Genomic DNA, 16,145 nt, shown 5'->3' on the forward strand with positions numbered 1-16,145 from the left:
CGTTTGGCTGTCTTTCGGTCGTTGCGGTGGGGGATCACCACTTCAACGGCCGGTATGAGACAGAGGTGGCCTCGGCCGGGTTGAAAAGCACGAAGGTGCCGTGTCCGAAGTTGAGCCGGTACATATCGCCGTTAACGCCGCCGACAATGGGCTTGCCGATCCCAAGAATTTCGTCAAGGTGGTACGCGGACGACTTCACGTCGCGAGCAGCGATACCGACATGGTCGACCTGAATCATCGAGCGTTCTCCTTGCTCCCACATCGAGTGCGTTGATCGCCTGCCTTCGCCGACAGCTTGCTCTCGTACAGCGTCAACTTACCGCCTGGGCCGAACGCCAGGCACTGACATCGACTCCACACCACTACCGCGTCAGCGGTTTAGTACAAGGCCGATTATGCAAAGTGCGTGATTATGTGAAGTAGCATGAGCTTTTGCCGCAACAGCCTCGCCGCAAGCGGTCCGGCGGCAATTTCAGCTTACGCGAGCTCAACATAATTTCCACGATCCTTTGAGGCATTTGATTACACACAAGTCGGTCGCCCAGTTCTCGGGCGTACCTAAGGCCGGCGGCGAAATCCATCACTCGCTGCAGGCCTTGCCAGATGGTCTTGACTCCGGGTTCGCCGTCGCCTTTGCGCGCCAGGAAGCCGCCGAGCATGGCGACCAAGCGCACGACCTCATTCAGACGCGGTGACGTCTTCGGCGGTTTCTTCTTGTTGAGAATGAACGCCGCGCGCCATTCATCCCGCTCGAACAGCAGCCCGGCATCCAGGTCCGGGCAAGTTCGACCCAGTCGCATCAACCGAGCGATACGCCATGCCACCACCATGAACAGCGCCAAGGCACGCTCAAGCCGTGCCATCGATGCGAGTTGCAACGCCTCGACCCGACAGCCGTTCTTGAGCACGTGAAAGAATAGTTCCACCTCCCAACGCGCGCGGTACCAGTCAATAAGCTGCGCTGCCGCGTCAAGGTCGTCCACCTCGCGATTACTCAGCAGTCGCCATTCAATCGGCTTGACGCCTGCCGGCGGGTCGACCTCCCGGGCGACGATGCAAGTGGCACTCACCACGCCGCCTGCAGCATCAGGCAACGCGACACGTTGCGCCCACACCTGCTGCCGTACCGCGCGCGCAGGCTGAGCCTGACGGGCTGCCAGCGTGAAGTGAATCCTGCCCACTGGCTCACCCGCAGTCACTTTGTCCCACAGCTTGCCGCCGCCAGGTAAGGTGCGATTGTGCTGCGAGCGCAGTAGCCAATCCGCCGGGTGGCCCAACTCCTTTGCTTTGACCATCAGCGCCATGATGTCCGATTCCCGGTCAGCCACATAGACGAGTCGCGTGGCCGGCAGTGCAGCCGCCTGTTCGGCAACCCGCTCATACCCTTCGGTCCAGCGGGTACTTTCCTTGATGCCGGGGCGCACGCCATCCGCACCCTTCGGCTCGCGCGCCCACATGTAGGCGTCAAGCACGCCCAGCGGTTCGCGCGATGGCGTCACCGCGTAAGTCGGGTGCAGATACAGCCCGCGTTGCGCCTCATACGACAGCGGTCCCAAGCCTGTGATGGTCTGGCCGTTAAAGTCCAGCTCCGTGGTGTCTTGGATGCATAGCACCACTTCGCAAGCTCGCATCCGCTCCGCAGAACTCTGCCAGTGGGGCGCCAGAATGTCGCGCCAGTCCAGTTCATCCTGAGCCAGGAAGCGGTACGCCGCAGCCGTTTCCGCCCACCCGCCGCATGCGCTGGGTATGCTTGCCGTCGGCTTCTCTGCGAGCCGCTCCGCTAGCAGCACGGCCCGTTTGTTCAGGCGCTGGTCGCCCAAGTCAATGTCCTTGAATTCTGTCGCTGCCCAACTCGTTTCCTCTTGCTGCATGTGCCGGCCAAAATGCAAGAGTGAACGACAATCCGAAAGAGTTTACAACCCCACCCGCTATGTCATTGACCGTAAACGACTTTCTGCGGAGCACCAGCCGCCAGAAGTTGTGTGTAATGAGGTGCATTCAAGCCCCTCTTCCATGATGGGCTTCCTCCTGCAGCGGACGTGCCCTGCCGACCGTGACCGCGTCAACATCACTCGCTTGCGCGAAAACGTGTACAAATCGGATGCCCTCGTCCTGCAGTCCATGAAACGACCTCGACAGTTCAAGCCGCTGCCGACCGATAACATGAACGGGAAAATCGCGGTCAGTCCGTGCGGCATGGCGTTTCATCACAACGTCCTCAGGCAGATCAAAGACGATTGCCACGCTGTCGACGTTATGCGCCCGTGCAATCGCAATAAGTTTTCTTCGCGACGCAGGTTGAACGTTCGTCGCATCCACTACCGTCAATCTGCGGAGCTTCAACCGTTTCTCGACGATGGTGTGCAGGAGTTCGAACGCATCCCTGGTGACTGTCTGGTCGGTTTCGTCATCCGAGAGAATCGCACGGCAGCGGTCAGATGAGACGACCTCAGTTGGTAGAAAGTGTGTTCGTGCGAAGGTTGACTTGCCGGCACTAGAGGCGCCGACCAGCATGACCAAGCTCAGTTCAGGAATTTCAATATGCATGGAATTACACGTTTCTTTGGGCATTAACAATATGCTAAGGCTGGCTAGACTAGCATGTCTACGCGCGCATTGCCGGCCGGTTACTTATATGCGCTCAGAAATCTTTTGAGCGCGTCCGCGCCAAGGCGGCTGAAAGTGCGGCCCTGGTATAGCTGTCGTCGCGCCACTCCAGCAACTCTGCACCTGACACCGCTGAACGGCCCGCAATCTGGTGGTCGAACTTCTTGATAAACGAGCTCGTGCCGCTACGGCAGTTCCCTACTGCAAGGCTGTCAAGTGGCGTCACGGTCACCGACGCCAAATCGTGCCGGTCATCACCAAGTCGATAGCGCCTGCGTGCGGCAAGAAGTGAGTCGAGTCTTGCTCGACGAGCAGTTGATGCTTTCCTGCGAGCCGCCACCTCCGTCCCGCCAGCGACGTGGTATCCCCGGATGATCCAGCCCTCGACCACCTTCAGCCCAAAGCCGCGACCCTGCTCCGCCCAGACTGCCTTATATTCGCGAGGCCCTATCCGCCCGGCGTCAAGCGTCACCAGCCGGCCAACTACGAGATTGGCGCCGAGTTGGTGCAGGCACCGCTCGGTGATGCTTAGGTGCGCGGCGCTGTTGTTGCCCGACCATTTGCCGTTAGCCGACCACACACGTCTGCTTGTACCGGTAGCATCGGGTATTTCTGCAATCTTGATGGCGACCGAATGCTCACCACCGGCCCAAGAACTTTCCGACTGGCGATAAGGCCAATTTTCAATGAGCATCGCGCCAACCTGTTGCTCTGCTGCTTCGATGGATAGTGTCTCGATAGCACGACGAAGGTCCGGTGTTCCGTTCCGGCAGACGCTGTGGCGAAGATGAATCCGCTCAAGTGGCGTCTCCCCAGCGAGGGGCAGGCAAATTGCCAAAGCGCGGCGCTTGATGCGTTCACTGTGGGAGCGGTTGTACTGCGTGTCAAAATCAATCGTTCGCCCCGTCGATGTAACCGGGTCGCGGCCCGGCAGTTTCAGATGCCCAATTCCCGGAATACAAACTGGCATGTGAGTCTTTGCAAAGCGCAAAGCGCCGCGAAATGTCTTAGCCGTGCTCCCATGCTCCCTCATACGCCCGATAAAATCGGAAATGAGCGTGTCTTTTCTTTCCACGGAAAATCGATTCATATCTGATGCGCCCCCTTCTCAGCGTTGCACGGTAATGGTTTTGTCGATTTACGTTCCGATGTTCGCGTATAAAATTTCCGGTTCGCTGTCATATTACTCAAAAAACGCATAAAAATCTTGACAGTCGCAATTAATTCAACGCAAAAACATTTTTCCAGATCGCATGGAGACTCCTCACGTAGTGTTGCGCCGAAAACTTTCGGCGTGAGGAGAATTTTGGGTGATGCGCCTAGCTATATTTTTTCGAATGTCGGTGAATTTGACATGGTTTTTATAAAGCAACCACACCATTCACACAAATCGCAAGCGGGCGTAAAAAGAGAGGCCATGAATAGAAAAAATCAAACAAATCAATAATTTAAAAAACTTGCTTTGTCAGGGGCAATCCCTCCGCCCAGCAAGCGAGCGTGAAAGGAGAATATTCCAGCAAAGGGAGTTCTACAGAATGAAGAAGTCGAAGTTCACGGACAGCCAGATCATGAATGCGCTCAAGCGGGCGGAAGCAGGTTTGGCGGTGCCGGAGATTTGCAGGGAATTGGGCATCAGCACAGCGACCTTCTACAACTCGCGCGGCAAGTACGGGGCGTTGTTGCATAAATCAGTTTGTCGGGCGAGCTGACGTATACACGCAACAGTGCTTGCGGTGGGTCTGTTAACTTCGTGTGGAACTGTGTAGTTCCTTGGAGGATGTCCTGCTAATAGGAACCTTCTCAACCAGCTTACCTATTTGCACCAGCACCTCGCATGCCGGGTTGGCTTGCATCAGCCAGGAACCAGGATAAATTCCGTATTCGCTGAGCAACGTGAATCGCGCGGCATGCTTGCTCAAAACCAACCCACTAACCATACCGCGCGTTTCTACTTTATCGAGGAAACTCATGTTTAAGTATCTGGGTGCAGTTGTTATGGCTCTCATGCTCGCGGCCTGTGGCGGCCGTGCAGGTTCGAGCGATCCGCTCGCCGGTACGTGAGGTGTCAAGGACGGCGATACCGTCACGCCGCTTCTGAAGGTTGAGAAGAACGGCGATCAGTACACCGTCTCCGACTTTAGCAACGGCGCCTGGGAGCCGCTGAAGGAGCAGATCAAGCCGATGACGCCGGATGATCTGGCGAGGGTCACGGGCCGCAAAGAGGCGGATAGCATAGTCGGCATTCAGGCCAACGCGTTCGCGTTCTTCCACACGCCGGTCGGCTGGTCGGTGCCCGGCTTCGCGACGCAGACCGGCTATGTGATCTTCGTCCCGATAAAGCTCATCGACCTTCAGCGCATCTCGTAATAGGTCTCACGGGGCCGCCCCGATGTTTGGTGGTGCCAACTCTTGCGCGATGAGTTTGTCCGAGTTCAAACAATCACCAGACATCGCCACTCGGTCGAACGCGCTGCATAAACATGCGCCCCCTTTGCGATGTACCGCCGGTCAATACATTGAATCCGTTCTCCTGCCGGAAGATCGCCGCCGTTCCGTCGCCCAGCTCCTCCCGGCCCTTCACGCCGAAACGCGGTGCCTGCATCGTGCCGCTCATCGCAGAGAACAGTGGCTGTCCGTTCTGGTTGCCAACGTAGTTGAAGCCGGTTGAGATAAGGCCGTATATCGTGACGCCGTCATGAGCGTGCTCCGGCGTGCTGCCGAACACCATGCCCACTGCAACGCAAGACGAAACGGCGAGAAGACGACATCGAGTGTCGATAGACGTACCTTTCTGAAAATAGAGCATCGCGAGAGTTTTTTCTGATGTGAGGTCCGCAATCGGCAAACGGCGTTCTGTACACACAGTAACTGTGCGACGCACAGATATTTGCGTTAAGGCGGACGAGCACATCCTCTAGCTTGAGACGCTCAGCCTTGGCACATTCGGCTAAGGCGAGGCATCGTCGATCTGGTAGTTGCACTTGTCCGGCGCAATTCAATCAGCCCTCCGGCCTGCGATCGTGTTCATTGACGAGGCTGACGGTGACTGGACGCTCGATTGCCGATGCCGATGCGATCCTCGACAAGACACTTGGCGTGGCGGCGCTAAGCAGGATTCGGGACCGTACGACCGATATTCGGGTCGCCGATGTGGAGGCCGGGGTGCGGGCGGTGCTGGGGGAATGACTCTGCGGCGAGCGGCCATCGTGCCATAGTGATGGCCGCAACGAGATATTCGTCATCCTCTGGCATGGGGTCCAGGTCAGCAATCTCTAGGTCATCGGATCACCGCTTAAACGGTGCGGATGAGACACTGATTCAACAATGCTCGCGCAGTCGTCTTGGACAAAAGACAAGTATTGGAACCCGTGAATCGGACGTGTCATTCCATCATGAAAAAGTTCATCGCAACCAATGGTCGTGAAGTTCTGAAAACCATCACCGAGTCCGGGGTCACGGGCTACATGGACGCGTCCATCCGTGCGGATGGTGATACCGGCTTGGCGGAAGCAGATCGCCGAATTACGCGCTCGCAACCGTCGTGAACTCTCGCACATTCTAGAATGCGCGGATGGCCACTCAGGCACTATCCCCGCCGCCTCAAAGTGACTCCAGGTGGGCGCCAAGTAGACCCGTGCGACGCGCTGCGCGGCCCACCAAATAGCATGCTTACGCCTACGTCTCGCCATTGACAGCCGGGAGGCGGAGTGCCGCGAACACGTGATCAAGATTCTCTTTGACGCTGGCCACGGTGCGCTGGATTGCGAGCGTGCGAACTAGTCGAATTGTCTCCGCCCCCCGCGGATCCCGTCTTATCTCTTCGTCCAGAGCTGTGCGGTAATCCGTGCGGTCGTTCATCATCTGATGGAAGGACAGACCTTCTTCATGAAGATCTGCGTGAATTGGACTCTCGTAGACGACGAGACCTTCGTAGTAGTAAAGCCCCGGGGTCTCTTTCAGGTACCTGATGACGCGTTCAAACTGGATATCCGGGTCATTGTCCTGGTCGGCGGTTGCGCGGTTGAACAGGACGCGCAACTTTTCCAGTTGCAGCCCAACCTTGCGGAGCATCTCGATCGCCCCGATAGTATCCTCCTGAACTCGGCCGTCGGGCGTCGTCGGAACGATCACAACATTGAAGTCGTTGATGGCACCGCGAACGCGGTCGAACTCATCCATGATGTAGAAGTACTGTGATGCGCTGACATCGACGATCAAGTCATTGGGTTCCAGGATAATGTCATCGAACAGCTGCTGGAAGTTGCTGGCGCAATAGCGAACGACGTCGATACCGTATCTGCCCGCCCCCTGGTTTTGCGTCTCGACTGAGAACACGCCCGGCGAGTTGAGTTGCGGATGCAGCAGGGACGCGACGATAGTGCTCTTGCCAACGAGACTGGTCGAATGGATAACGAGGATCTTTACCGGCACGGTTACTCCTTTGGGCCCTGATCGATCGGGTTTGCGATTGATTCCTGCGCTGCCTGTACGCTGCTAGTTTTTCGTGATGCTCCGGGGGTCCACGCTGGCAGCCGGCCGCAAAATACTCCCCCAAACGCTTCATTCCGCGTCCGAAGTCGGCGCCCCTCGAGCGGGCGCTTTTCCTTGAAGTCCTTGTCTGGAGTCGACACATTCCCCAAGTACCAGTCACATTCGCGGGCGTCTGCATCGGTCTGGCAAACGCGCCAGGCGAAACGGTCTGTGCTTCCCTGCCGTTATTCAAAAAACCTATCGCTCCCGAATTCGGCGCGCAATCTCCCCGCTATCTTTCTCTGCGAGGAGCATATCTTGCGAGAACGTCAGAGCGTCTTTTTTGAACCGACTGATTATTTCCATTTGAAGCTCATTGAGCATGCTCTCAGTCAGCTCTAAAAACTGGAGAAACCCTTCAAGCTGATCGAAGCTCTCCAGGAGAAGCCCGGTGGATATACCAGTGACGCGCGCAGGGTTAGGCAGAAACCGCTTCGTACTCTTTTCTTCCATCTTCTTTCCCTTTTTTGATTGCCGAAAAAGCGTGTCGAGATCAGTTTCATCGAACGCGCACGACACCGTTCACCTCCCATCCTCGACCGGGACAAATATTTCACGGGCGATGCGGGGAATCAAGCGTAACGCCTCAAAATCTGTGCCGTCCCATACTCAAAGCACGCAGCCTTGACGCAAGCGCATCCAATATCACCGGCCCCAAAAAATCGAGGCGTATTGCTGGACACAGCGTGTCAAAGAGGCTTACTTATCTGAAAGTGCGGGGTTGGATACCTTGCATCGACAGAATTCCTCCAGGGAATTTCCGATCAATTCGCCCAACTCTGGATGTGCCTACCAAAGCCGTGACGAACCATCGAAAGATCGCTCAACGTCTCATCAGAAATGCGTGCCTCTACTCCGTTAAGAAGCAGGCGATGGGCGACGCTCATCGGCACCTGATCCGCTCACGTCAAACCGCCGTTGTCTATGAAGACTGTGTGTCGAATTTTCTTGCCTTCCGTTCAACAGGCAAGGTGCCGGCAGAGGGGCCATTCTTGCGAGCGGAAGCCGACGAATTTCTCTTTCTGAACAGTCTTGTGTGGCAGCAGAAGACGCTGGACCAGCACCGCCAGGCACTGAACAAGGTTCTATGCATTGAGCTCCCGAGATACCGCGCGTCCGTTCCGACATTCGTCCGATCCCGGGCGTATACAAACGATGAGATCAACCTCATCGTCTCTCAGATGAGTCAACGTCACGCTTTGTCGGCTCGCTTGATCTCGGCAACCGGAATGCGGGCATTCGAGCTGTTGTCATTGTCTGACGTTGACAAGTGCTCACCATCGCCCGACCGGCCATGGCGAAGCGACTTATTTTCCGGTCTCACAAACTTCGTGCGCTGCACCACCGTGGGAAAAGGAGGACTGGCCAGAAGTGTCGCGATCCCTAAAGTCATGTACGAAGAAATCAACCAGTTGCGGTTCGTCTGGCCTACGATCGTGTCAGACAGGAGGAAGTCCTACACACCAACCTTCGATCTTGCGGCGGGACAGGCGCTGTCGCTTGCGTTTACTCGCGCATCGCAAAAGGCGCTCGGCTTCTCCTTTGGCATCCATGGCCTACGACATAGCTATGTTCAACGTAGGTTGAACGAGCTCCAAGGGCAGGGCTTCACATTTCTGGAAAGTCTCGAAGTGTGCGCCCAAGAAGTCGGGCACTTCCGCAAAGACATCACGCTGCACTACACCACCGTAAGGGGCTGATAATGGATATCGGGAATCTTCCAACGAGCCTTCGTGCCCGTCGTCAACGCAGCGGGATCACCTATTTCTATTTTTCTTCTGCGCCAGGATTCAAGGAGGTTGCGCTGGGGAAAAATCTTGCGAACGCGCTGGAACAATACCAGATGCTGCAACGCCAATTGCTTCTAGCCACGCGGCCTGACGGTCTGTCCACTTTGGATCTTCTGAGTCAGTTTCAGAAATGCAATCCTCGCCCAACTGACCGGCATGCGGATGCTCGGCGAGCGCATGAACTGAAACTGTTGCGCACGTTTTTCACTGAATGCGGCAACCCAACGGCATCCGGCATCCCCAGCCTGCCGGCATACCAGAAATGGCTGGACCAGCACGCCGACACACGCAATTTCGATTCTGTTCGTCTCTTCCGAAGAATCTGGGAATTCATGCAGCGACATGAATACGTGATCGGTGCCTGCCCGTGGGCGTCGGTGCCAAGTCACAGCGAACGGGTGACGCTAGAACTTGCGGATGTTATCTACCCGTACTCCACATCCGAATTGAAGCAACTGCTAGCGCAGTTGCTCGACCCGAAGGTACCAGACGGCACAATCTGTCATTGCGACACAGATCCAGTGTCGCCTCGGTTAGGCAGCGGTGCGCCGGCGCATTTGCAAGACCAACTTCTGCAGGCAAAACGGGCCGCGACCCTCGCGCTTGAAAACAGTCACCGTAACGACCTGCTCCCTCCCTTATCAAAACTTACCGTTCGTGACCTCACAGAAGCACTGATTTCCCCTACGCGTGTCAGGCATCTTCCCCCAGGGAAGATCGATCTGACCGTGGCGCGAAAGCTGGTGATTCAGCGCCTGCGCCAAGAGCGCCGGAAAGAGGGCGGAGACAATCAGCAACTCACCGTTAGAAAAGATTCAGACGAAGACCAGCAATAAGACCGCGGAGTCGAGACCCGCCATGTAGACTTCTCGAATGCCGTTCGTTCACAGCGGTCGCGAGAGATGGGTGGGCGGCCAAGACTCGCCAACAAGGCCTCTCATCGGGAAGTAAGGGGCACCGTTTGACTTCGGATGGCAAGCCAGAGAACTAATGACAATTTTGGCAACCGCTTGAGCCATTGCTGCGAAGGCGGCGCTCTCGTCAAGAAAACTGGCGTCCTCACGTACGCGATCCTGTGGCATTAAACGGGATTCCGTTCGCTCTGCAAAAATCCCCCATATGAGAACCAAACCCAGGCGCATCGATTCAGCAGCGGCATGACTTGCTGGCGTTTTTTGAACGGCTGTGCAGACACCATGCAATTGACTGGGGTGTTTGAAACGACGACGAATCGCTGCGCGTATGGCCCGTCGTGGCATCGAGAGCAGCGAAAGGCAGTCACCGTCATCGGGTTATGGAACGCCCATGTCTGGCCGGCCAGTTTCGGCAAAATCCGCATACGCTTTCAGCGCAATCTCGATACCTATTTCGCCGTCGTCACTCTTGCTTTTTTTCTCAACTTTTCAGGGTTGTTGACCAACCCCTCAGTGACGTGCCCCCATCAGGCAACTCAAAGCGGCACTTTGAAATTGATCGCGTCGGTCGGTATAGCGGCGATCTTAGGGCCGAAGCTTCCGATGTTCGATAACGTCGCGTTGTGATGCTCACGAATACGCGCCGCATCCGAATGCGACTTGTCATGCGTGGTGTGTGCGTCGGAGGCAATTGTCACCGTGTAGCCGTTTGCGGCAGCGCGACGGACCGTCGTATCAACACAGAATTCGCTCGCGTACCCGCAAACCACGACGTGCTTTACGCCGCGCACCACGAGCAGCGGTTGAAGTTCGGTGTCGAGAAATGAGTCGGGAGCGCGTTTATGGATCCTATGATCACCGGGCTCGACGTGCAGAGCCCGTGACAGCTCCCAAGCGGGCGAACCGTGAAGTAACTCCTCATCGTCTTCATGCAGGACAAACACCACTGGCACGTTCGCGCCCCGCGCGCGCGAAGTCAATGCGTTTATGTTGGCTGTTACTTCAGCGACGTCGCCAGGCAACGGGGTCGTACTGACTAGGCCATTCTGAAAATCGATCACAAGCAGCGCTGATGTCATGCCTCTCTCTCCCGAAAAGGAAAAATTCTAGCGCGTATCCACAGGTCCCGGCAGGCGTATTTGGTGACGCTTCAAGCACCGGGGCGCAAGACGGGGACGGACGCGGTCGTCCCATTCTTTCATGGCAAACGATAGGGCCCAAATCCGACGGAAGTCCTCCGTAAGTCCGACTTCTCTGGACACCCCTCCAATCTCAAGAGGAATCTCCGGCCCAAGTCGGACATTGGGGCGGCTCAGGAGCATGTTGCGCTCCATGAACCACGTTCTCCTCTACCGAAGCTAACTTTCCCGAAAAATCCCGACCATTTTTCTTTCGCCGCGATCAACTCAAACGTCGTGCGGCTACGCCACTAACGCGCGTCTCGTCGGCTGCGCATGACTGAACCGCGCGTCAGTCGTTTCAAAGCAATCGATAGCGCCCCCATCCCAGAAGTTGACCTTCGTACCCAACATGGCAGCATCTTCCCGGTCGTTAACCACTGCGCGGCGGATGGAAAGGTTTTCGAATAAAAATACGGCTGTGTCACATCCAGAGAAGAGTCAATTTTCTTTTTATATCAATTGGATACATTTCTCTTCTTGCTTCACACACGTCACTAAACACCTCAATGCGCAGGGGGACGAGGCCACGCGACATAGGCTGCGAACGTCTAGGTGCCGGCCGTGTGGACGATCAATTGCCCAACGAAGCGCCTCAATTTATCGCCCCCTCCGTTGCAGATCGTTGTTTTGCCCGGTAGGATTAAGGCTATGCAACTAGCCGCTCTGCGGCATGAATCACATAAATTTGGATTCCAACAATTAAGCCGGAAAACTTCCGGCAATAAATGGGAAGCCTCTCGCTCAGAGCGTCACGAGCCATGATGGGCGTCTCATATTTCGCGATACTGCCTCGGCAGCAATCCACGTTGCGCTAAGGCGGAGCTTGGCACGCAGCAGCCCCGTATGAGCTCGTTCGCCTGCTCGGCTAAGCAAACAATGTCAGCCGGGTGGTCTCGCTCGGCGACAGCCGCATTGGCATATCAATCTCAACGTGGCGCACCGACGCAACCTGAAAAGTCTGGTCACTCCAGCTTTCGATAGCGCGCCGCGGCGTCGCCCCGTCACCAACCCTCCAGTAACGAACACGGCAATCACGCCGTGCCTACCGCAACTAAAGCCGTGGCCTCGCGAGGCCACGCGTGACTTTGCGTCACTTCACCTTTCATCGAATTACCTTAGCGCCCCTTTAAGCAACGGGGCGCGTCTGTCGTTACGCTGCAGACGCCCACGCTCGAGCGCGTGAAGTTGCTTCAATACGCCCCTGTGCACAAGGACAGCGACCAGCACAGGTGCTCTCCGTTCGACCGATCGCGATTTGCGTTCGTCGCTCTGGATGTGATGCTGTCCCAATGCAATCAGCGGGGTATGCCGCTGATTGGCCGCTGTCCGATCAATGTCACGCTCACGAGCCATGAACGCTTTGGGCGTGCGTGTCGGATTGTTGTTGTCATTTACTACAAAGGAAAGGAAACGAGATGGAAAACATCGTTGATGTGCTCGCATGCGACATCGGGTATTTCGCCGTCAAGGCGGCATACCGTGCCCGCGGGTCAGTCGAAAAGTTCAGCTTCCCCAGCGTCGTATCTCGCGCAACGCGCACCACCCTTCGCTCCAGTGCAGAATACTTCGGAAAAAATCCCAACCGTGTCGAGGTCTGCGTCGGTGGCACGACCTATAGCGTGGACACTAGCATGTCGGCTCTGCCGGGCTCGTCCGTCGTCCGCACCGAGGTGGACAATTTTCCCCAGTCCGAGCCATACGCCGCATTGATCTTGGCGTGCCTCCAGAAGATTCGCGCGTCGAGGGTTAGGTGCCTGGTGTTGGGCCTGCCTCTTCATACGATGCACAAACACACGGATTATCTGAAATCGCGGTTCTCTGCGGCCCATCATTTGAGCCCGCATGGTGTGTGCGTGGTTGACAAAGTGGTAGTACTCCCGCAGCCCTTGGGCACATTCGCGACACTGCGCGCTCAGGGTCTGATCTCCGCCGAGCGCCGCACGAATACTTGCATTGTGGACGTTGGCTGGCATACCACCGACGCGATCGTCATTGAACAAGATGGCACCCCGGACCTCGACCGCAGCATTGGCTTATCTGGCGGTGCAGCTCGCGTAGTTCGTGAGGTGGCACGACTCACCAGCGAGAAAACAGGCACCCGTGTAGACAACCTTGATCGCGTCGACTATGCATTGCGTACCGGCGAGCATCTCCCTGTCGCGGGTGAAGCCGTGGACCTCCGTCCGTTTCTTCGCGTGGCACTTCAGGACACACAGCAAATTACTGACGCGGTACTGACCGCATTGAAAACTAGTGAGGACCTGACCGTGTTCGTCAGTGGTGGTGGCGCTCGTTTTTATGTGGACGCCCTCTCGAAATCCATGGGTTTCGCCGTGCGCCATGTAGATAGGTCTCATATGGCTAATGCGCTGGGGTTCCTGACCGCCGCCGAGGCGGCTCTCAAAGCCAATGGAGCCCGCTGATGCGAGATAGCATTGAGATCCAACTGAGCTTCAATGAAGCGGCCTACCCGTGCGCGACGCGGGCGCTCCGTGGGTTTGGCTCAGCGCGGAACAGGGCGGATTACCTGAAGTCGATTCTGGAGACACACTTCAAGGCACTTGAGGATGTGAGAAATCGTACGTGTCAAGACGAGCCTAGGCACATCGCTCCGCAGCAAGCAGATGGACAGCATCAGGGGTTATCAGGGGAGTTGAACTCACAAGACGTCAATCACGCCTTCTCTTCGTACTTCAAGTAAGCGCCGCCGACGGGCTGCCTGGCGACGCCTCAATTTCTCGACACGAGACGGGCAGCCCCCTTGACACGGCCTGAGAAGGTTGGAAAACTAACAGCTGCTGTTAAATCAGCATGAAATAAAACTCGTCAATTGCAGCGGAACGCTGTTGCGTCCCGCGACTGATCATGCGCCACCGCGCCTGCGGCGCGCCAACCAAACCAGCAATCTCGCGCGAGACCTCGCGCCCGCTCGGCATGACGCCCAGCGGGTTCATCTCCGCTATCCGAAATGGCCCACTGGGCCGGACCGCTCTCCATGGCGACGAGTGCGCGCGTCAAACAGAAACAGATTTGCCACCGGACCTCGAGCCGTGGCGCCCGCCGTTCCCCTTCTGTTTGATCGCTCATTCCACAAAGGAGAGCTGAGAATGCCCATGTCTAATAAGGCCTCGCGCGCGCGTGCGAGTAAGCTGGACGATCCAGCCATCGTCGCGACCATGCGCGAGTATGCCGTCAAGAAGGCAGCCTACCCAAACTCACACCGCTTTTCATGCCGGTCGGTCGCTGTCGAAATAGATCGTCGACACGGGGTGCGCGTAGACGCGAAAACCGTGCGATCGCAGTTGAAAAAGCTCGGTATTTACCACCCGTGGTCGCGTCGACCCAATGCGCCCTTGCATTGATCATAACGAAGGGCATGATGAGGGACAGCATGCGCCACGTCGTTCCTAAATGTGAGGGAGCGTTGGCGGCGGACATAGCCGCAACCATGGCTGCCATTGGCACAGTGGCAGCCATGGTCTGACGTCAAGGGGGTAACCGTGACACGCACGTATGACATCACCGATGTATGCCGAATTCTTCAAAGTGAGCGAAAGCGCGACCGAAATTCACTCACCTCGTCAAAGAGCTTTTGCCCGACACTGCCGGCGGGGAAATCGCGATGAGCCAAACATTCCTCACCCAAGACGAAGTACGGGAACTGACTGGACGGACGAAGTTCAAGTCGCAGGATCACGTCCTATCGGTTCTGGGCATAGAGCACAAGGTACGCCCGGACGGAAGCATGATTGTTTTGCGCGCGCACGTTGAGCAGTTGCTTGGCTGCGGCACGAGCAAGCGCCCCCGAAGCCACGAGTACGAAATCGATAGGAGTCTGATGTAATGCCACGCAAGCGGAAAACCGAGAACAAGGGCCTGCCCGCCCGCTGGCAGCTTACCCACGGCGCATACTACTACCGCGTGCCGCCCGGCCTTGAGGCCCTGTGGGACGGCAAGACTCGCTTTCGGCTTGGCAGTTCGCTCCCCGATGCGTATCGAGCGTGGGCCGAGCGCATGGGCGCGAAGGACAAGGCAACCACCATCGGCCAGCTGCTCGATCGATATGCACTGGAGGTCGTCCCGACCAAGGCCCCCACAACGCAGGCACAGAATCAGGTCGCCCTTAAGAAGCTGCGCCTCACCTTCTGCGCATGGCCACTGACGGCCATCGAGCCGCACCACATCTACACCTATGCCGACGCCCGCACAAAGACCGTGACGGGGCCTGATGGCAAACCACAGCGAGTTAAAGCTCGTACCGCCGCCCTGCGCGAGTTGGAGGTGTTATCACATGCGTTCACCAAAGCCGTGCAATGGGGCTACATGAAGCGCCATCCGTTTGCACGCGAAGTGCGCCTGGAAGGCGAGAAGCCACGGGATCGGTACGTGGAGGATTGGGAGATAGCCGAATGTCTATCGCTCGCGTCGAAGCGCCGGAAAGGCAGCGTGCGGGCCGCACAGGCATACATTCGCATCAAGCAACTGACGGGGCTGGCCCGAGGGGATCTGCTGCGCCTGCGACCCGCTGTCGACTTCAAGGATGACGGGATTCACGTCCAACGACACAAGACAGCGGGAAGCACCGGCAAGCGAACCATCTACCTGTGGAACGATGATCTGCGCGCCGCCGTGAAAGATGCAGAGGCTGCACGACCGGTGAACATCTCCCCGTGGCTTTTCTGCAATCGCGAGGGGGTGGGGTATATCAACGAAAAGACCGGCCGCGCCGGCGGATGGGAGTCGCTGTGGCGCAACTTCATGGACCGTGTAATGACCGAAACCAAAGTCACTGTGCCGTTCAACGAGCACGACATTCGGGCCAAGGTTGCAAGCGATGCGGAGTCCGTAGAACACGCCCGCGCACTGCTTTCGCACGCTGACAGCAAGACCACGGAGCGCGTCTATCGACGCAAGGCAGAGCGAGTGAATCCGCTCAAATCGAAGGGTTGAATGGCACAACCCTGTATCTATGGCACAAACGGGTTTCGTTAAAACCGCTGAAACCCGCATGAAATAAGGTGGCGGAGAGAGGGGGATTCGAACCCCCGATAGGCTATTAACCTATACACGCTTTCCAGGCGTGCGACTTAAACCGCTCATCCATCTCTCCTGAAGGTCGCGCA

16 protein-coding genes, 1 tRNA gene and 2 pseudogenes are annotated in these 16,145 nt (G+C 57.0%); 9 read left to right on the forward strand and 10 right to left on the reverse strand.

Annotated features, from left to right (window positions below):
• Positions 1 to 34 precede the first annotated feature (34 nt).
• The 4 genes and pseudogenes from PTE30175_RS12555 to PTE30175_RS12570 all read right to left on the reverse strand — a co-directional run bounded on the left by PTE30175_RS12555 (position 35) and on the right by PTE30175_RS12570 (position 3,697).
• The gene (locus tag PTE30175_RS12555; protein WP_150697388.1) at positions 35 to 238 is read right to left on the reverse strand and encodes a hypothetical protein; all 204 of its coding nucleotides are present in this window, start codon (positions 236 to 238) and stop codon (positions 35 to 37) included.
• 307 nt (positions 239 to 545) lie between these two features.
• Positions 546 to 1,871, reverse strand: a pseudogene (locus tag PTE30175_RS12560) (IS4 family transposase); the annotation flags it as partial.
• Between the two features lie 127 nt (positions 1,872 to 1,998).
• A complete protein-coding gene (locus PTE30175_RS12565) occupies positions 1,999 to 2,547 on the reverse strand; it encodes an AAA family ATPase (RefSeq protein WP_150697389.1) in 549 nt (182 codons plus the stop codon).
• A 94-nt stretch (positions 2,548 to 2,641) separates the two neighbouring features.
• Positions 2,642 to 3,697: a hypothetical protein gene (locus PTE30175_RS12570; RefSeq protein WP_150697390.1), complete on the reverse strand. Its 1,056-nt coding sequence runs from the start codon at positions 3,695 to 3,697 to the stop codon at positions 2,642 to 2,644.
• Between the two features lie 445 nt (positions 3,698 to 4,142).
• On the opposite strand from PTE30175_RS12570, the pseudogene PTE30175_RS12575 reads away from it, so the two are divergent.
• Positions 4,143 to 4,286: pseudogene (locus tag PTE30175_RS12575) on the forward strand (transposase); the annotation flags it as partial.
• A 502-nt stretch (positions 4,287 to 4,788) separates the two neighbouring features.
• Positions 4,789 to 4,974: a hypothetical protein gene (locus PTE30175_RS12580; protein WP_150697391.1), complete on the forward strand. Its 186-nt coding sequence runs from the start codon at positions 4,789 to 4,791 to the stop codon at positions 4,972 to 4,974.
• Between the two features lie 73 nt (positions 4,975 to 5,047).
• On the opposite strand, the gene PTE30175_RS12585 is transcribed toward PTE30175_RS12580, so the two are convergent.
• The gene (locus PTE30175_RS12585) at positions 5,048 to 5,335 is read right to left on the reverse strand and encodes a porin (protein WP_150697392.1); all 288 of its coding nucleotides are present in this window, start codon (positions 5,333 to 5,335) and stop codon (positions 5,048 to 5,050) included.
• 314 nt (positions 5,336 to 5,649) lie between these two features.
• Between PTE30175_RS12585 and PTE30175_RS28230 the strand changes: the two genes are divergently transcribed.
• A complete protein-coding gene (locus tag PTE30175_RS28230; protein ID WP_191629022.1) occupies positions 5,650 to 5,793 on the forward strand; it encodes a hypothetical protein in 144 nt (47 codons plus the stop codon).
• Between the two features lie 206 nt (positions 5,794 to 5,999).
• Complete coding sequence (locus tag PTE30175_RS28235) at positions 6,000 to 6,152, forward strand: hypothetical protein (RefSeq protein WP_191629024.1); 153 nt, start codon at positions 6,000 to 6,002, stop codon at positions 6,150 to 6,152.
• A 130-nt stretch (positions 6,153 to 6,282) separates the two neighbouring features.
• Here PTE30175_RS28235 and PTE30175_RS12590 read toward each other — a convergent pair whose 3' ends face one another.
• Both PTE30175_RS12590 and PTE30175_RS12595 read right to left on the reverse strand, forming a co-directional pair.
• Positions 6,283 to 7,038, reverse strand: a complete 756-nt coding sequence (locus tag PTE30175_RS12590; protein ID WP_150697393.1) for a hypothetical protein — start codon at positions 7,036 to 7,038, stop codon at positions 6,283 to 6,285.
• Positions 7,039 to 7,335: 297 nt separating this feature from the next.
• The gene (locus tag PTE30175_RS12595; RefSeq protein WP_150697394.1) at positions 7,336 to 7,590 is read right to left on the reverse strand and encodes a hypothetical protein; all 255 of its coding nucleotides are present in this window, start codon (positions 7,588 to 7,590) and stop codon (positions 7,336 to 7,338) included.
• Positions 7,591 to 8,009: 419 nt separating this feature from the next.
• Between PTE30175_RS12595 and PTE30175_RS12600 the strand changes: the two genes are divergently transcribed.
• Both PTE30175_RS12600 and PTE30175_RS12605 read left to right on the forward strand, forming a co-directional pair.
• Complete coding sequence (locus PTE30175_RS12600; protein ID WP_150697395.1) at positions 8,010 to 8,837, forward strand: site-specific integrase; 828 nt, start codon at positions 8,010 to 8,012, stop codon at positions 8,835 to 8,837.
• A gap of 2 nt (positions 8,838 to 8,839) precedes the next feature.
• Complete coding sequence (locus PTE30175_RS12605; RefSeq protein WP_150697396.1) at positions 8,840 to 9,763, forward strand: hypothetical protein; 924 nt, start codon at positions 8,840 to 8,842, stop codon at positions 9,761 to 9,763.
• A gap of 614 nt (positions 9,764 to 10,377) precedes the next feature.
• Here the strand turns inward: PTE30175_RS12605 and PTE30175_RS12610 are convergent.
• Positions 10,378 to 10,920 carry an isochorismatase family protein gene (locus PTE30175_RS12610; protein ID WP_150697397.1) on the reverse strand — a complete coding sequence of 181 codons (543 nt, stop codon included), beginning with the start codon at positions 10,918 to 10,920 and terminating at the stop codon, positions 10,378 to 10,380.
• 1,517 nt (positions 10,921 to 12,437) lie between these two features.
• Between PTE30175_RS12610 and PTE30175_RS12615 the strand changes: the two genes are divergently transcribed.
• On the forward strand, positions 12,438 to 13,445 hold the full coding sequence (locus PTE30175_RS12615; RefSeq protein ID WP_150697398.1) for a ParM/StbA family protein: 1,008 nt from the start codon (positions 12,438 to 12,440) through the stop codon (positions 13,443 to 13,445).
• Between the two features lie 378 nt (positions 13,446 to 13,823).
• Here PTE30175_RS12615 and PTE30175_RS28240 read toward each other — a convergent pair whose 3' ends face one another.
• On the reverse strand, positions 13,824 to 13,976 hold the full coding sequence (locus PTE30175_RS28240) for a hypothetical protein (protein ID WP_191629026.1): 153 nt from the start codon (positions 13,974 to 13,976) through the stop codon (positions 13,824 to 13,826).
• 668 nt (positions 13,977 to 14,644) lie between these two features.
• On the opposite strand from PTE30175_RS28240, the gene PTE30175_RS12620 reads away from it, so the two are divergent.
• Both PTE30175_RS12620 and PTE30175_RS12625 read left to right on the forward strand, forming a co-directional pair.
• The gene (locus tag PTE30175_RS12620; RefSeq protein ID WP_150697399.1) at positions 14,645 to 14,866 is read left to right on the forward strand and encodes a DUF4224 domain-containing protein; all 222 of its coding nucleotides are present in this window, start codon (positions 14,645 to 14,647) and stop codon (positions 14,864 to 14,866) included.
• Positions 14,866 to 15,972, forward strand: coding sequence for a site-specific integrase (locus PTE30175_RS12625; RefSeq protein ID WP_191629028.1), 1,107 nt, complete (start codon positions 14,866 to 14,868; stop codon positions 15,970 to 15,972). Before PTE30175_RS12620 ends, PTE30175_RS12625 begins: the two co-directional genes overlap by 1 nt.
• 69 nt (positions 15,973 to 16,041) lie before the next feature.
• On the opposite strand, the gene PTE30175_RS12630 is transcribed toward PTE30175_RS12625, so the two are convergent.
• A tRNA-Ser gene (locus PTE30175_RS12630) sits at positions 16,042 to 16,132 on the reverse strand.
• Between the last annotated feature and the right edge of the window lie 13 nt (positions 16,133 to 16,145).

It is taken from the genome of Pandoraea terrae (assembly GCF_902459695.1).
Taxonomy (GTDB): Bacteria; Pseudomonadota; Gammaproteobacteria; order Burkholderiales; family Burkholderiaceae; genus Pandoraea; species Pandoraea terrae.

Excerpts from the sequence above, each read along its gene's own strand:
- PTE30175_RS12555 (WP_150697388.1), bottom strand. The coding sequence starts at position 238 with ATGATTCAGGTCGACCATGTCGGTATCGCTGCTCGCGACGTGAAGTCG.
- PTE30175_RS12565 (WP_150697389.1), bottom strand. The coding sequence starts at position 2,547 with ATGCATATTGAAATTCCTGAACTGAGCTTGGTCATGCTGGTCGGCGCC.
- PTE30175_RS12570 (WP_150697390.1), bottom strand. The coding sequence starts at position 3,697 with ATGAATCGATTTTCCGTGGAAAGAAAAGACACGCTCATTTCCGATTTT.
- PTE30175_RS12580 (WP_150697391.1), top strand. The coding sequence starts at position 4,789 with ATGACGCCGGATGATCTGGCGAGGGTCACGGGCCGCAAAGAGGCGGAT.
- PTE30175_RS12585 (WP_150697392.1), bottom strand. The coding sequence starts at position 5,335 with ATGGTGTTCGGCAGCACGCCGGAGCACGCTCATGACGGCGTCACGATA.
- PTE30175_RS28235 (WP_191629024.1), top strand. The coding sequence starts at position 6,000 with ATGAAAAAGTTCATCGCAACCAATGGTCGTGAAGTTCTGAAAACCATC.
- PTE30175_RS12595 (WP_150697394.1), bottom strand. The coding sequence starts at position 7,590 with ATGGAAGAAAAGAGTACGAAGCGGTTTCTGCCTAACCCTGCGCGCGTC.
- PTE30175_RS12600 (WP_150697395.1), top strand. The coding sequence starts at position 8,010 with ATGGGCGACGCTCATCGGCACCTGATCCGCTCACGTCAAACCGCCGTT.
- PTE30175_RS12605 (WP_150697396.1), top strand. The coding sequence starts at position 8,840 with ATGGATATCGGGAATCTTCCAACGAGCCTTCGTGCCCGTCGTCAACGC.
- PTE30175_RS12610 (WP_150697397.1), bottom strand. The coding sequence starts at position 10,920 with ATGACATCAGCGCTGCTTGTGATCGATTTTCAGAATGGCCTAGTCAGT.
- PTE30175_RS12615 (WP_150697398.1), top strand. The coding sequence starts at position 12,438 with ATGGAAAACATCGTTGATGTGCTCGCATGCGACATCGGGTATTTCGCC.
- PTE30175_RS28240 (WP_191629026.1), bottom strand. The coding sequence starts at position 13,976 with ATGAACCCGCTGGGCGTCATGCCGAGCGGGCGCGAGGTCTCGCGCGAG.
- PTE30175_RS12620 (WP_150697399.1), top strand. The coding sequence starts at position 14,645 with ATGAGCCAAACATTCCTCACCCAAGACGAAGTACGGGAACTGACTGGA.
- PTE30175_RS12625 (WP_191629028.1), top strand. The coding sequence starts at position 14,866 with ATGCCACGCAAGCGGAAAACCGAGAACAAGGGCCTGCCCGCCCGCTGG.